The sequence below is a fragment of the Streptomyces sp. JLBT605 genome (genome assembly GCF_058215555.1).
Genome location: NZ_CM177087.1, coordinates 3350736 through 3364462 on the forward strand (window position 1 = coordinate 3350736; position 13727 = coordinate 3364462).

General features: G+C 68.9%; 14 protein-coding genes. 5 read left to right on the plus strand and 9 right to left on the minus strand.

Annotated elements, in window-relative coordinates:
- Window positions 1-66 precede the first annotated feature (66 nt).
- Window positions 67-1017 (plus strand): thioredoxin-disulfide reductase, encoded by a 951-nt coding sequence (gene trxB, locus AC4BDD_RS14505; RefSeq protein WP_490691417.1) that lies wholly within the window; start codon window positions 67-69, stop codon window positions 1015-1017.
- Window positions 1018-1061: 44 nt separating this feature from the next.
- Window positions 1062-1391, plus strand: coding sequence for a thioredoxin (gene trxA / locus AC4BDD_RS14510; protein WP_490691418.1), 330 nt, complete (start codon window positions 1062-1064; stop codon window positions 1389-1391).
- 159 nt (window positions 1392-1550) lie between these two features.
- On the opposite strand, the gene AC4BDD_RS14515 is transcribed toward trxA, so the two are convergent.
- The 9 genes from AC4BDD_RS14515 to rpmH form a co-directional block, all read right to left on the minus strand.
- On the minus strand, window positions 1551-2168 hold the full coding sequence (locus AC4BDD_RS14515; RefSeq protein WP_135337401.1) for a GNAT family N-acetyltransferase: 618 nt from the start codon (window positions 2166-2168) through the stop codon (window positions 1551-1553).
- 168 nt (window positions 2169-2336) lie between these two features.
- On the minus strand, window positions 2337-3476 hold the full coding sequence (locus AC4BDD_RS14520; RefSeq protein ID WP_490691419.1) for a ParB/RepB/Spo0J family partition protein: 1140 nt from the start codon (window positions 3474-3476) through the stop codon (window positions 2337-2339).
- Window positions 3473-4603, minus strand: a complete 1131-nt coding sequence (locus AC4BDD_RS14525) for a ParA family protein (protein WP_490691420.1) — start codon at window positions 4601-4603, stop codon at window positions 3473-3475. Before AC4BDD_RS14525 ends, AC4BDD_RS14520 begins: the two co-directional genes overlap by 4 nt.
- Window positions 4604-4885: 282 nt before the next feature.
- Window positions 4886-5599: a 16S rRNA (guanine(527)-N(7))-methyltransferase RsmG gene (rsmG, locus tag AC4BDD_RS14530; RefSeq protein ID WP_490691421.1), complete on the minus strand. Its 714-nt coding sequence runs from the start codon at window positions 5597-5599 to the stop codon at window positions 4886-4888.
- Window positions 5600-5731: 132 nt separating this feature from the next.
- Entirely contained in the window at window positions 5732-6241 is a 510-nt protein-coding gene (locus tag AC4BDD_RS14535) for a Jag family protein (RefSeq protein ID WP_490691422.1), read from the minus strand.
- A gap of 14 nt (window positions 6242-6255) precedes the next feature.
- Window positions 6256-7440: a membrane protein insertase YidC gene (gene yidC, locus AC4BDD_RS14540; protein WP_490691423.1), complete on the minus strand. Its 1185-nt coding sequence runs from the start codon at window positions 7438-7440 to the stop codon at window positions 6256-6258.
- 3 nt (window positions 7441-7443) lie between these two features.
- Entirely contained in the window at window positions 7444-7761 is a 318-nt protein-coding gene (gene yidD / locus AC4BDD_RS14545; RefSeq protein ID WP_490691424.1) for a membrane protein insertion efficiency factor YidD, read from the minus strand.
- The gene (gene rnpA, locus AC4BDD_RS14550) at window positions 7758-8150 is read right to left on the minus strand and encodes a ribonuclease P protein component (RefSeq protein WP_490691425.1); all 393 of its coding nucleotides are present in this window, start codon (window positions 8148-8150) and stop codon (window positions 7758-7760) included. Before rnpA ends, yidD begins: the two co-directional genes overlap by 4 nt.
- A 17-nt stretch (window positions 8151-8167) precedes the next feature.
- A complete protein-coding gene (rpmH, locus tag AC4BDD_RS14555) occupies window positions 8168-8305 on the minus strand; it encodes a 50S ribosomal protein L34 (protein ID WP_125638610.1) in 138 nt (45 codons plus the stop codon).
- Window positions 8306-8726: 421 nt separating this feature from the next.
- On the opposite strand from rpmH, the gene dnaA reads away from it, so the two are divergent.
- From dnaA to gnd, 3 genes are all read left to right on the plus strand, one after another.
- A complete protein-coding gene (gene dnaA, locus AC4BDD_RS14560; protein ID WP_490691426.1) occupies window positions 8727-10592 on the plus strand; it encodes a chromosomal replication initiator protein DnaA in 1866 nt (621 codons plus the stop codon).
- Between the two features lie 951 nt (window positions 10593-11543).
- Window positions 11544-12674 (plus strand): DNA polymerase III subunit beta, encoded by a 1131-nt coding sequence (gene dnaN, locus AC4BDD_RS14565; RefSeq protein WP_490691780.1) that lies wholly within the window; start codon window positions 11544-11546, stop codon window positions 12672-12674.
- 146 nt (window positions 12675-12820) lie between these two features.
- Window positions 12821-13696 carry a phosphogluconate dehydrogenase (NAD(+)-dependent, decarboxylating) gene (gene gnd, locus AC4BDD_RS14570; RefSeq protein ID WP_490691427.1) on the plus strand — a complete coding sequence of 292 codons (876 nt, stop codon included), beginning with the start codon at window positions 12821-12823 and terminating at the stop codon, window positions 13694-13696.
- Window positions 13697-13727 lie beyond the last annotated feature (31 nt).

Consider the following 13727-nt stretch of genomic DNA (forward strand, 5'->3'; position numbering starts at 1 on the left):
GTAGGATCCGTTGGGTGGGGTGAGCCTCCCAATCCATCAGCGTCGGCAGAGACAAGGAAGACATCAGTGAGCGACGTCCGCAACGTGATCATCATCGGTTCCGGGCCCGCGGGGTACACGGCCGCGCTCTACACGGCCCGCGCCGCGCTCAAGCCCCTGGTCTTCGAGGGCTCTGTGACGGCTGGCGGTGCGCTGATGAACACCACCGAGGTGGAGAACTTCCCCGGCTTCCGTGACGGCATCATGGGCCCGGACCTGATGGACAACATGCGCGCCCAGGCCGAGCGCTTCGGTGCCGAGCTCATCGCGGACGATGTGGTCGCGGTCGACCTCTCCGAGGAGATCAAGACCGTCACCGACTCCGCAGGCACCATCCACCGCGCCAAGGCCGTGATCGTGACCACCGGCTCCCAGCACCGCAAGCTGGGGCTCCCCCGGGAGGACGAGCTGTCCGGCCGCGGTGTCTCCTGGTGCGCCACGTGTGACGGCTTCTTCTTCAAGGACCAGGACATCGCCGTGATCGGCGGCGGCGACACGGCCATGGAGGAGGCCACCTTCCTCTCCCGCTTCGCCAAGTCGGTCACCGTGGTCCACCGGCGGGACACGCTGCGCGCCAGCAAGGCGATGCAGGAGCGGGCCTTCGCCGACCCGAAGATCTCGTTCGTCTGGGACAGCGAGGTGGCCGAGCTCCACGGCGACGGCAAGCTCTCCGGGCTGACCCTGCGCAATGTGAAGTCGGGGGAGACCGCCGCGCTGCCGGTCACCGGCCTCTTCATCGCCATCGGCCACGACCCGCGCACCGAGCTGTTCAAGGGCCAGCTGGACCTGGACGACGATGGCTACCTCAAGGTCGAGGCTCCCTCGACCCGGACCAACCTGGTCGGCGTCTTCGCCGCGGGTGACGTCGTGGACCACACCTACCGCCAGGCGATCACCGCCGCCGGCACCGGCTGCTCCGCCGCGCTGGACGCCGAGCGGTTCCTCGCGGCTCTCGCCGACGGCGAGAGCGCCGCCTGACCCCACCTCCCCCCCCTCTGCACCAACTGATGAAGGAGATTGCCATGGCCGGTGCCACGGTGACCGTGACGGACGCCAACTTCGAGGAGCTCGTGCTCAACAGCGAGAAGCCGGTGCTCGTCGACTTCTGGGCCGCCTGGTGCGGTCCGTGCCGCCAGATCGCGCCGTCGCTGGAGGCCATCGCCGCGGAGCACGACGAGATCGTGATCGCGAAGCTCAACATCGACGAGAACCCGAACACCGCCGCCAAGTACGGCGTGATGTCGATCCCGACGCTCAACGTCTACAAGGGTGGCGAGGTCGCGAAGACCATCGTCGGCGCCAAGCCGAAGGCCGCCATCGAGCGCGACCTGGCTGACTTCTTCACCAAGTGACGCCTCTGCCGACAGCGCACTGAGTTTCACGTGAAACGGTGAGAACGGGCCCGCCCCTATCCAGGGGCGGGCCCGTTCGCGTTCGTGCGGCTGTGTGGCAGCGGCAGAAGGCTCGGTGTGCGGCACCGCCGGAGACTTACAGGCACACCGCCCGGAGGCTCACAGAGGCCGGAGCGCGGGCTCCTTCTGGACGGCGCCGAGCAACCGGTCCAGCGCCAGCTCGACATCTTCCTTCCAGGAGATCGTCGTCCGCAGTTCCAGCCTCAGCCGGGGATAGCGCGGGTGGTGCCGGACGGTCTTGAACCCCACGGCGAGAAGGTGATCGGCGGGCAGCACACACGCCGGTTCCTTCCATGTGGCGTCCCCGAATGCTTCGATCGCCTTGAAACCCCGCCGGATCAGGTCCTTGGCCACGGTCTGCACCATCACCCGGCCCAGCCCCTGGCCCTGGTAGCCGGGCATCAGCCAGGCCGTCATCAGCTGCACCGCATCGGCCGCTACGGGGCTGGTGGGGAAGGCCGTGGAGCGTGGCACATAGGCCGGAGGCGCGTAGAGCACAAAGCCGACCGGCACCTCATCGACATAGACGACCCGACCGCAGGAGCCCCATTCCAGTAGCACCGCCGAGATCCAGGCTTCCTTCTCCAGCTCGGGCCGTCCGGCGCGCACCGCGGCCTCGCCACTGACCGGGTCGAGCTCCCAGAAGACACAGGATCGGCAACGCTTGGGGATGTCCGGAAGATTGTCCAGCGTGAGCGGTACGAGCCGACGCCCCATTGCAGCCAGTTCCTTACTCTCTCACCAGCCGCGCTGTCGGTGGCTGATGCGCCATACCTGATCGCATGGTAGCCCCGCGGACATTGCGCCGATACCGCCATAGAGCAAAGAGAGCGGGTCATGGCCGGTACCGCACCGGCCATGACCCGCTCAAGACAATCGCAGCGGCTACCCGGCGGCGACGTCGCCGCTGGCTCCGTCAGCCGTGTCCTCCGACTCCTCGGACAGCTGCTCATCCAGGACACGCCCCTCACCGGGGGCCAGAGTGCCGAGGATGCGCTCAAGATCCTCTATCGAGGCGAACTCGACGACGATCTTTCCCTTCTTCTGCCCCAGGTCGACCTTCACCCGGGTCTCGAAACGGTCCGAGAGCCGGGAGGCCAGATGGGTGAGGGCGGGAGACACCCGGGTCCCGGCCCGAGGCCCCCTGGCCTTCGGGGAGCTGCTCGGCCGCGAGCCCATCAGGGTCACGATCTCTTCCACCGCACGGACCGAAAGCCCTTCGGCGACAATCCGATGAGCCAGCCGGTCCTGCTCCTCGGCATCGTCGACCGAGAGCAGCGCCCGGGCGTGGCCCGCCGAGAGCACTCCGGCCGCCACCCGGCGCTGCACCGAAGGGGAGAGCTTCAGCAGCCGCAGGGTGTTGGACACCTGGGGGCGCGAGCGGCCGATGCGGTCGGCGAGCTCGTCATGGGTGCAGTTGAAGTCCTTCAGCAGCTGGTCATAGGCGGCTGCCTCTTCCAGCGGGTTCAGCTGGGCCCGGTGCAGGTTCTCCAGCAGCGCGTCGAGCAGGAGCTTCTCGTCGTCCGTGGCTCGGATGATCGCGGGGATCTTCTCCAGGCCGGCCTCGCGGCAGGCTCGCCACCGGCGCTCACCCATGATGAGCTCGAAGCGCTCCGGCGCCAACTGCCGCACGACGACGGGCTGGAGAAGGCCGACCTCCTGGATCGAGGTGACCAGCTCGGCCAGTGCGTCCTCGTCGAAGACCTCACGCGGCTGTCGCGGGTTGGGGGTGATGGAGTCCAGCGGCAGCTCCGCGAAGTGCGCACCGGCAGCCACTTCCGCGACCGGTGTGGCGGCAGGCGTCTCCACCTCACTCGGCGCGGGCTCCGTTTCACGTGAAACATCGGCGCTGGGGCGTGGTGCCAGCTTGGTCGCCACCGTCCCGCGGTCCGGAGTGAGCAGCGGCACCGCCGTCGGCGAGACCGTCGCCGAGCCGATGGTGGGCGGGGGGCTGTCCCCGGCCTTGGGAGCCGGCGGGATCAGCGCACCGAGCCCACGGCCCAGCCCTCTGCGTCGCTCGCTCACTGGATCCCCTCCTGCATGCTGTGCTGATTGTTCTGCGGCAGCACATGGGCGTGCCGACCGTCGTACTGCACCCCGACCCCCCGCAGTGCGATCTCACGGGCCGCCTCCAGGTAGGAGAGCGAACCACTGGAGCCCGGGTCATAGGTGAGGACCGTCTGACCGTAGCTGGGCGCCTCGGAGATCCGGACCGACCTGGGGATGCTGGTCCGCAGCACCTCGTTGCCGAAGTGACTGCGCACCTCCTCCGCCACCTGCGAGGCAAGCCGGGTCCGCCCGTCGTACATCGTCAGCAGGATGGTGGAGACATGGAGCTTGGGATTGAGGTGGCCCCGCACCAGGTCGACATTGCGCAGCAGCTGGCCGAGGCCCTCCAGGGCGTAGTACTCGCACTGGATGGGGATGAGCACCTCGGCACCGGCGACAAGGGCGTTCACCGTCAGCAGGCCGAGCGAGGGCGGGCAGTCGATCAGGATGTAGTCCAGCGGCTGCTCGTACGCCTGGATGGCGCGCTGCAGCCGGCTCTCCCGGGCCACCAGCGAGACCAGCTCGATCTCGGCACCGGCGAGGTCGATGGTGGCCGGGGCGCAGAACAGTCCCTCCACGTCCTGGACCGGCTGCACGACGTCGGAGAGTGGCTTGCTGTCGACCAGCACGTCATAGATCGAGGGGACCTCCGCGTGGTGGTCGATGCCCAACGCGGTGGAGGCGTTCCCCTGCGGGTCGAGGTCGATGACCAGCACTCGGCCACCGTGCAAGGCCAGTGAGGCGGCCAGGTTGACCGTGGTGGTGGTCTTGCCGACGCCGCCCTTCTGGTTGGCGACGACCATCACCCGGGTCTGCTCGGGCCGGGGCAGTCCCGCGCCCGCACGGCCCATCGCCTCGACAGCGAGCTGGGCGGCTCTCCCGATGGGAGTGTCATCCGCCGGGGGCGGAGTCTCCGCGCCTCCCTGACCATAGGAAGGCAGGGCGGCGACGCCCTCCTGCGTGTAGGAGGGCGACCCACCCTCCCCCGGCGATTCGGTGCGGGGGCCGGGGACCGGATCGGTCATCGGCCCCGCGATATTGGCGTCGGACCGCAAGGATTCACTCTCCTCGACATCAGGCTCGCGATGGACAGAGCCTGCCATGCTTTGGGGGTCGTGAACCAGCGAGGCCCGTTCTCCTGTGGATGAATCCACGTCCGGACGGGGCTTGGGATCGCGCGGAGCTGCGGCCGCACGACCGCGACTGATGATTCCATGCAGCAGCGAACGGCGTTTCACGTGAAACACGATGCACGCGGGGAACCTTCAACCCGTTGCGACACTCCGAAATGCGTAGTTTTGGCAGCTTGTATGGAGCACCACGACAGAGGCTCCGCCCGGTGAGCGGGAGCCCACCGGGCGGAGCCTGCCACGAGAACAGCGAGGTCAGCGGCGGCGCCGCGTGCCCTTGCGCGCCGCCTTGGCCCGCTTGGCCGCGAATCGCACACCGCCGGGGCTCTCTCCGACCTCCACCCGGACCACGGTCGAAAGCGGATCCACGATCCCCTCGCCCACATGGAGGACGGAGGTATCCACAACACCGAGCTTGCTCAGCGCGGCCCGCGCCTGCTTGAGCTCTTCCTCCGCCGTGTCGCCCTTGAGCGCGAGCATCTCGCCGTACGGGCGCAACAGCGGGACGCCCCAGCCCGCCAGCCGGTCCAGCGGGGCCACCGCGCGGGCGGTCACCACGTGCACCGGCGGCAGCTTGTCCAGCACCTCCTCGGCCCGTCCGCGCACCACCGTCACATGGTCGAGCCCCAGCAGCTCCACCATCTCCTGGAGGAAATTGGTGCGCCGGAGCAGCGGCTCCAGCAGGGTGATCCGCAGATCCGGGCGGCTCAGCGCCAGCGGGATGCCGGGAAGCCCCGCACCGGAGCCCACGTCGCACACCGTGACGCCCTCCGGAACCACCTCGGAGAGCACCGCGCAGTTCAGCAGATGCCGCTCCCACAGCCGCGGCACCTCGCGCGGCCCGATGAGGCCGCGGGTGACGCCCACATCGGCGAGCAGCTCGGCGTACCGAACGGCTTCCGGGAAGCGCTCACCAAATACATCCCGCGCCACCTCCGGCGCCGGGGGGAGCTCCGCTGCTTCCGTCACGGGAACCGTCCTTCCGTACAAGCACTCTGTAGACCGCTGATGTCAGGCTGACAAGATACGGCCCCGTCTGCGAGCAGACGGGGCCGTCGGTGAATCGAAGCCGAGCCGTTTCAGGCCGGGCGGGGCCGGGGGTCAGGCCGGGAGCACGACCACACAGCGCTGCGGCTCCTCGCCCTCGGACTCGCTGCTCAGTCCGGCGGCCGCGACCGCGTCATGGACGACCTTGCGCTCGAAGGGCGACATCGGCTTGAGCTTCACGGGCTGACCGCTGCTCTTGGCCTCGTCCGCGGCCTTGGCGCCCAGCTCGGTCAGCTCCTCGCGCTTCCGGGCACGGAAGCCGGCGATGTCCAGCATCAGCCGGCTGCGGTCGCCGGTCTCCCGGTGCACCGCGAGCCGGGTCAGCTCCTGGAGAGCCTCCAGCACCTCACCATCGCGACCCACGAGCTTCTGCAGGTCACGGCTGGTCGAGTCGCTGATGATCGACACTGCGGCTCGGTCGGCCTCGACATCCATGTCGATGTCGCCGTCGAGGTCCGCGATGTCCAGCAGCCCCTCCAGGTAGTCGGCCGCGATCTCCCCCTCCTGCTCAAGGCGGGTGAGGGTGTCGCTCCCCTCGGCAGCTGACGTGGTGCCTTCCGTCACGGCTGGACTCCTTCTTACTTCTTGGACGGGTGCTTGGGCCGCTGCTGGCCCTTGCGCTGCCCGGACTTGGCGTTACGGGAGCCGGAAGCGGAGCCGCCGGCCGGCTTGCCGCCCTGGGCGCCCTTCTTCTTCGAGGTCTTCTCCAGCGACGGCGCGTCACCGGTCTTCTCGACACTGGTGGAGCCGGACTGTGCCCGGGCCCGGGTGCCCTCCGGCTGGGCGCCACCGGACTCGGCCCGCGCCCGGGTCCCCGGCTGCTGGGTGCCGCCGGACTGCCGCTGGGACTTGCTCTGACGCTTGGGCTGCTGCCGCGCGGCACGGGCCGCGTCGGCGGCCTTCTTCGCCTCGACCTCGGCCGGCTCTTCCTTCAGCTTGCCCTGGGCGCGCAGCCGCTCCTGGCGGTTCTGGTAGGCGAGGCTGCCCGGGGTGGGGTTCCGGCGGATGACGAACATCTGCTGGCCCATGGTCCACACGTTGGTGGTCAGCCAGTAGACGAGGACACCGACGGGGAAGTTGATGCCGAAGATGGCGAACATGACCGGGAAGATGTACATCAGCATCTTCTGCTGGGTCATGAACGGGGTCTTCGCCGACAGGTCGACGTTCTTCGTCATCAGCTGGCGCTGGGTGAAGAACTGCGAGGCCGACATCATCACGATCATGACGACCGTGACGACCCGCACATCGGTGAGCGTCGCGTCGAGACTCGCGAGCTTCTCCGCGCTGGAGGTGAACTTGGCCGCCAGCGGGGCACCGAAGATGTGCGCGTTCTGGGCGCTCTCCAGCAGCTCCTTGTTGTCGATGAAGCCGACCTGGTGGCCGTTCGCGATCTTGTTGAGGACCTGGTAGAGCGCGAGGAAGAACGGCGCCTGGGCAAGAATCGGGAGACAGCTCGAGAGCGGGTTGGTACCCGTCTCCTTGTAGAGCTTCATCATCTCTTCTTGCTGGCGCTGCCTGTCGCTCTTGTAGCGCTCCTGGATCGCCTTCATCTTCGGCTGGAGCGCCTGCATGTTCCGCGTCGCCTTGATCTGCTTCACGAAGAGCGGGATCAGGCAGATACGGATCAGGACCACCAGCGAGACGATGGACAGACCCCACGCCCAGCCACTGTCCTCGGGGAACATGAGGCTGTAGAACGAGTGGAACTGGACGATGATCCAGGAAACTGCGTCATAAAGGGGACCGAGGACCGTGTCCACGAATCAGGCTCCTTGGGCATTGGGCTGAGTCTCGGGCTGTGCGGCAGGCGGGACAGCGGCATGCCCGCCGAAGCGGCTCCTCAGCCGCTGGTGCCAGACCGGACGCTTCCGGGGAGGGACATGGTCGACGCCACCTTGTGACCAGGGGTTGCAGCGCAGAATGCGCCAGGCGGTCAGCGCCGTCCCTTTCACCGCGCCGTGCACGTCGATGGCGGTGTAGCCATAGCGCGAGCACGACGGGTAGTACTTGCAGACCGGGCCCAGCAGGGGGCTGATGGTCCACTGGTACAGCTTGATCAGCCAGAGCAGTGGGTACTTCATCGCGGCACCCTCCCCTTGCCTTCGCCAGGGGCACTCAGCAGACGCTGCAGCGCGGTGTCCAGATCACGGGCCAGCTGGTCGTGGTCCGCCTCACCGGCACCAGGCAGCGCCCTTACGACCACCAGGCTACCCGCGGGCAGGCCATCGAGGCGGTCGCGCATCAGGTGGCGGAGCCTGCGCTTCACCCGGTTACGGATGACAGCGCCGCCTACCGCCTTGCTGACGACGAAACCCGCACGCACTGGGGAAGCACTTCCCCCAGGTACGTGCGGGTCCGTTGCACCGCTACGAAGATGGACGACGAGGAGCGGGCGCCCGGCCCTGCGTCCTCGGCGTACCGCGGTCGCAAAGTCCTCGCGCCGCCTCAGCCGATGCTCGGTAGGCAGCACGTCATGACCTGATGCGATCAGGCGGACAGGCGCGCGCGACCCTTGCCACGGCGGGCCGCGAGAATCGCGCGGCCGGCACGGGTGCGCATCCGCAGCCGGAAGCCGTGGGTCTTAGCGCGGCGGCGGTTGTTCGGCTGGAAGGTGCGCTTGCTCACTCGGGGGCTCCAGAAATGAATCGTTGGTGGCGGGACATCGCCTGGCTGTCACCGTGCGCCCACGAGTAGCTCGCAATACGCCCGAGTGCACCGCTTCATGACCACACAAGGTGGTCGTTGCCCATCGGAGGCAGGCGGCAGCAGCCATCGACAACTCGACCTGGTTACGGTACGCGCGGCTACGCCATCCGGTCAAACCGGCATCGCTGCGCGCCCTACCCGGCCATGCGTCACCGGGCCAGTCGAACACCCGGCGACATCGCATGGCACATTTGTACACACCCTGTGGACAACGACTTGAACCGCATAGCTCGGCCTGACTACCGTGGCTGGGCTCCGATTCCTTCCCGCCCGTCCCGAGAACCACACATTCGTGGGACCTGTCGGCGTCCCCCACCCCGTGAGTGAGAGAGCGTGCCCTGTGGCTGACGTACCTGCCGATCTTGCCGCAGTGTGGCCGCGCGTGCTCGAGCAGCTGCTCGGCGAGGGGAGAGGCCACGGCGTCGAGGCGAAGGACGAGCACTGGATCAAGCGGTGCCAGCCGCTCGCCCTGGTCGCCGACACGGCCCTGCTCGCGGTGCCCAACGAATTCGCCAAGGGCGTACTGGAGGGCCGGCTCGCTCCGCTGATCAGCGAGACGCTGAGCCGGGAGTGCGGCCGTCCGATCCGGATCGCGATCACCGTCGACGACTCCGCCGGCGAACCGCCCGCCCCGCCGCAGCACCGCCAGCCGCAGCAGCCCCAGTCCCGGTACGAGGAGCCGCAGCGCGACGCCTACGACGGGCGCGAGGCGCGCGAGGGATACGAGCGGGACGGCTTCGAGGGCTATGGGCGGCAGTCCGACGACCTGCCCACGGCGCGCCCCGCGTACCCCGACTACTCCGCGTCCCGGCCCGAGCCCGGCGCCTGGCCCCGGCCGCAGGAGGACTACGGCTGGCAGCAGCAGCGCCTGGGCGGTTTCCCGGAGGGCGACCCCTACGCTTCCCAGCACGGCCGGCACCCGTACGAGCAGCAGCGACGTGAGCTGCCCGAGCCGCTGGACCGGCCGCGCGGCGGCTCCGGTGGTCCCGGTGGAGGCCGCACCGCGGGACCCGCGGGAGGCCCGGGCGCGCACACCGGCCACACCGGCCCCGGCGGTCCGGGCAGCCACGGCGGACCCGGTGCTTCCGGCGCGTCCGGGGGGCCGAGCGCGCCCACCGGGGCGCCCGGCCCGCTCGCCGCGCAGCCCGCCCCCGCTTCGGGCCCGGGCGAGCCCACCGCCCGGCTCAACCCCAAGTACCTCTTCGACACCTTTGTGATCGGGGCGTCCAACCGGTTCGCGCACGCCGCCGCGGTCGCGGTCGCCGAGGCGCCGGCGAAGGCGTACAACCCCCTGTTCATCTACGGGGAGTCCGGGCTGGGGAAGACCCACCTGCTGCACGCCATCGGGCATTACGCGCGCAGCCTCTACCCCGGCACCCGGGTGCGCTACGTGAGCTCGGAGGAGTTCACCAACGAGTTCATCAACTCCATCCGCGACGGCAAGGCGGACGCGTTCCGCAAGCGCTACCGCGACATGGACATCCTGCTGGTCGACGACATCCAGTTCCTGGCGAGCAAGGAGTCCACGCAGGAGGAGTTCTTCCACACCTTCAACACCCTGCACAACGCCAACAAGCAGATCGTGCTCTCCTCGGACCGGCCGCCCAAGCAGCTGGTGACCCTGGAGGACCGGCTCCGCAACCGCTTCGAGTGGGGCCTGATCACCGACGTCCAGCCGCCGGAGCTGGAGACCCGGATCGCGATCCTGCGGAAGAAGGCGGTTCAGGAGCAGCTGAACGCCCCGCCGGAGGTGCTGGAGTTCATCGCGTCCCGGATCTCGCGCAACATCCGCGAGCTGGAGGGGGCGCTGATCCGGGTCACGGCTTTCGCCAGCCTCAACCGGCAGCCGGTGGACCTGGGCCTGACCGAGATCGTCCTGAAGGACCTGATCCCGGGCGGGGAGGACACCGCTCCGGAGATCACCGCCACCGCGATCATGGCCGCGACGGCGGACTACTTCGGGCACACGGTGGACGACCTGTGCGGCGCCTCGCGCAGCCGGGTGCTGGTGACCGCGCGGCAGATCGCCATGTACCTCTGCCGTGAGCTCACCGACCTGTCGCTGCCGAAGATCGGGGCCCAGTTCGGCGGCCGCGACCACACGACCGTGATGCACGCGGACCGCAAGATCCGTGCGCTGATGGCCGAGCGGCGCTCCATCTACAACCAGGTGACGGAGCTGACGAACCGCATCAAGAACGGCTGACCGGCCGACGGCCCGCACCCGTCCGCACGCCGTCCACACCGCGTCCAGGGGCGCTCCGGAGGACCTCTCCGGAGCGCCCTTCGGCGTCTCCGGACGGTCCAGAGAGCCCTCGACAGAAGCCTCCACGGAGCCCCTGCGCACCCGCGATGAGCCCTCTCAGGGCCGCCCCGGGGGCTTCTCGAACCGCTCGCGGCCACCGAACAGATCGACGGGCCTGTTCGATTACGTCTCGGGGCGGCCAGTTCTCCACAGATTCGCGGGTTTTCCACCGTCCACACCCTGGGGAAGGCAGGGTTGTCCCGATCTTGTCCACAAGCTCGCCGGGTGGAATATCGTCCTGCGAGGTCAGAGGGTTGTGGAATTGTGGCTAACCGCCTTCCACAGGCTGTGGACAGATCATCTGTCCACAGCGGGCCATCCGGGTTGTCCACGGCCCACCCACAGCATGAGGCCGGTTGCCCACAGCTTTTCCCCACCCTTGTCCACTGTTCGGCAACAGAACACCCGCCATCGCTGGCGAGAGTGAAAGGCGTCACACCAACAAGCCGGGTTGGGCTGTGGGGAACCTGGGTAAAGCTGGGGACGGCGCTGGGGAGAACCGGGGCCTCCCTGTGCATGGGCTGTGTGTAACTTCGCGCCATCCACAGAACCCCTCGGTTATCCACTGCGGCCACCCACAGGGGCAGTGGACAAAAAAGCTGCTCTGACCTGCGCAAACGGAGTTTTCCACGGTTTCCACAGGCCCTACTACTACGACCACGTAGAGAGAGCGAGGAAATCGTTTGAAAGCGGGGCCTGTGCACAACTCGCCTCCGAGCCGCTTCCCGGCTCTCCCCACGACTTGACCCCGAGCCGCTCCGTCTGTCCGTGGCGTACGTCAGACTGGTCTCCGGCACTCAGCCGACGACGAAGGCCAGCAGGGCGAGCCAGCAACAGCAGGAGGCGGTTCCGGTGAAGATCCGGGTGGAGCGCGATGTACTCGCGGAGGCAGTGGCCTGGGCGGCCCGCAGCCTTCCGGCCCGTCCGCCGGTGCCGGTCCTCGCAGGCTTGCTGCTGAAGGCCGAGGAAGGCGCGCTCAGCCTCTCCGGCTTCGACTACGAGGTCTCGGCCCGCGTCTCGGTCGAGGCGGACATCGACGAGGAGGGCACCGTCCTCGTCTCCGGCCGGCTGCTCGCCGACATCTGCCGCGCTCTCCCCAACCGCCCGGTGGAGATCTCCACAGACGGTGTACGAGTGACCGTCCTCTGTGGCTCCTCGCGATTCACACTCCACACCCTGCCTGTGGAGGAATACCCGGCCCTGCCCCAGATGCCGACCGCCACCGGCACCGTGCCCGGCGAGGTCTTCGCCGCCGCTGCCGCCCAGGTCGCCATCGCCGCCGGCCGGGACGACACCCTCCCGGTGCTCACCGGTGTGCGGATCGAGATCGAGGGCGACACGGTCACGCTGGCCTCCACCGACCGGTACCGCTTCGCGGTCCGCGAGTTCCTGTGGAAGCCGGAGACCCCGGACATCTCCGCCGTCGCGCTGGTGCCCGCCAAGACGCTCCTGGACACAGCCAAGTCGCTGACCAGCGGTGACACCGTCGCCCTGGCGCTGTCCGGCTCGGGCGCGGGCGAGGGCCTGATCGGCTTCGAGGGCGCCGGGCGCCGCACCACCACCCGGCTGCTCGAGGGTGACCTGCCGAAGTACCGGACGCTCTTCCCGACCGAGTTCAACTCCATCGCGGTGATCGAGACCGCGCCCTTCGTCGAGGCGGTCAAGCGTGTGGCGCTGGTCGCCGAGCGCAACACCCCGGTGCGGCTGAGCTTCGAGCAGGGCGTGCTCATCCTGGAAGCCGGTTCGAGCGACGACGCACAGGCTGTGGAGCGGGTGGACGCCCAGCTCGACGGCGACGACATCTCGATCGCCTTCAACCCCACCTTCCTGCTGGACGGCCTGAGCGCGATCGACTCCCCGGTGGCGCAGCTGTCGTTCACCACGTCCACCAAGCCGGCGCTGCTCAGCGGCAAGCCCGCGATGGACGCCGAGGCGGACGACGCCTACAAGTACCTGATCATGCCGGTGCGGCTCTCGGGCTGAACCAGGCTCCGGCTGGGCCCGCGCGAGGCGTTGCCGGCCTCGGCTGAGCGGCCGAGCCCACGGATGTGCGCGGGCACCCGGGCGTAGGCTCGGACCGGAGTACGAAGCGCACGCCAGCGCAACCACCACGGCACAAAGGATCACTGATGGAGCTCGGTCTCGTCGGCCTCGGCAAGATGGGCGGCAACATGCGCGAGCGCATCCGCCGCGCAGGCCACACCGTCATCGGATACGACCGCAACCCGGACCTGGCCGATGTGGACAGCCTTCAGGAGCTGGTCGGCCGGCTGGAGGCCCCGCGGGTGGTGTGGGTCATGGTCCCCGCCGGCGCGGCCACCCAGTCCACCATCGACGAGCTCGGCGAGCTGCTGTCCCCCGGTGACATCGTGGTGGACGGCGGCAACTCCCGCTGGACCGATGACGAGAAGCACGCCGAGCAGCTGGCCGCCAAGGGCATCGGCTTCGTCGACTGCGGCGTCTCCGGTGGCGTGTGGGGCCTGGAGAACGGCTACGCCCTGATGTACGGCGGTGACGCCGACCATGTCGCGAAGGTGCAGCCGGTCTTCGACGCCCTCAAGCCCGAGGGCGAGTTCGGCGCTGTGCACGCCGGCAAGGTCGGCGCGGGCCACTTCGCCAAGATGGTCCACAACGGCATCGAGTACGCGATGATGCAGGCGTTCGCCGAGGGCTGGGAGCTGCTGGAGGCGGTGGACTCGGTCACCGACGTCCGCGAGGTCTTCCGCTCCTGGCAGGAGGGCACCGTCATCCGCTCCTGGCTGCTCGACCTGGCGGTGCGCGCCCTCGACGACGACGAGCACCTGGAGAAGCTGCGGGGCTACGCCGCCGACTCCGGCGAGGGACGGTGGACGGTGGAGGCCGCGATCGACAACGCGGTGCCGCTGCCCGCGATCACCGCCTCGCTCTTCGCGCGCTTCGCGTCCCGCCAGGACGACTCCCCGCAGATGAAGATGATCGCCGCGCTGCGCAACCAGTTCGGCGGCCACGCGGTCGAGAGCAAGTAGCCGGCGACCGGCAACCCAGTAACACCAGCAC

What these genes read in the sequence shown, in the direction of transcription:
- trxA (WP_490691418.1), top strand. Translation starts at nt 1,062, where the DNA reads ATGGCCGGTGCCACGGTGACCGTGACGGACGCCAACTTCGAGGAGCTC.
- AC4BDD_RS14515 (WP_135337401.1), bottom strand. Translation starts at nt 2,168, where the DNA reads ATGGGGCGTCGGCTCGTACCGCTCACGCTGGACAATCTTCCGGACATC.
- AC4BDD_RS14525 (WP_490691420.1), bottom strand. Translation starts at nt 4,603, where the DNA reads ATGGCAGGCTCTGTCCATCGCGAGCCTGATGTCGAGGAGAGTGAATCC.
- yidD (WP_490691424.1), bottom strand. Translation starts at nt 7,761, where the DNA reads ATGAAGTACCCACTGCTCTGGCTGATCAAGCTGTACCAGTGGACCATC.
- gnd (WP_490691427.1), top strand. Translation starts at nt 12,821, where the DNA reads ATGGAGCTCGGTCTCGTCGGCCTCGGCAAGATGGGCGGCAACATGCGC.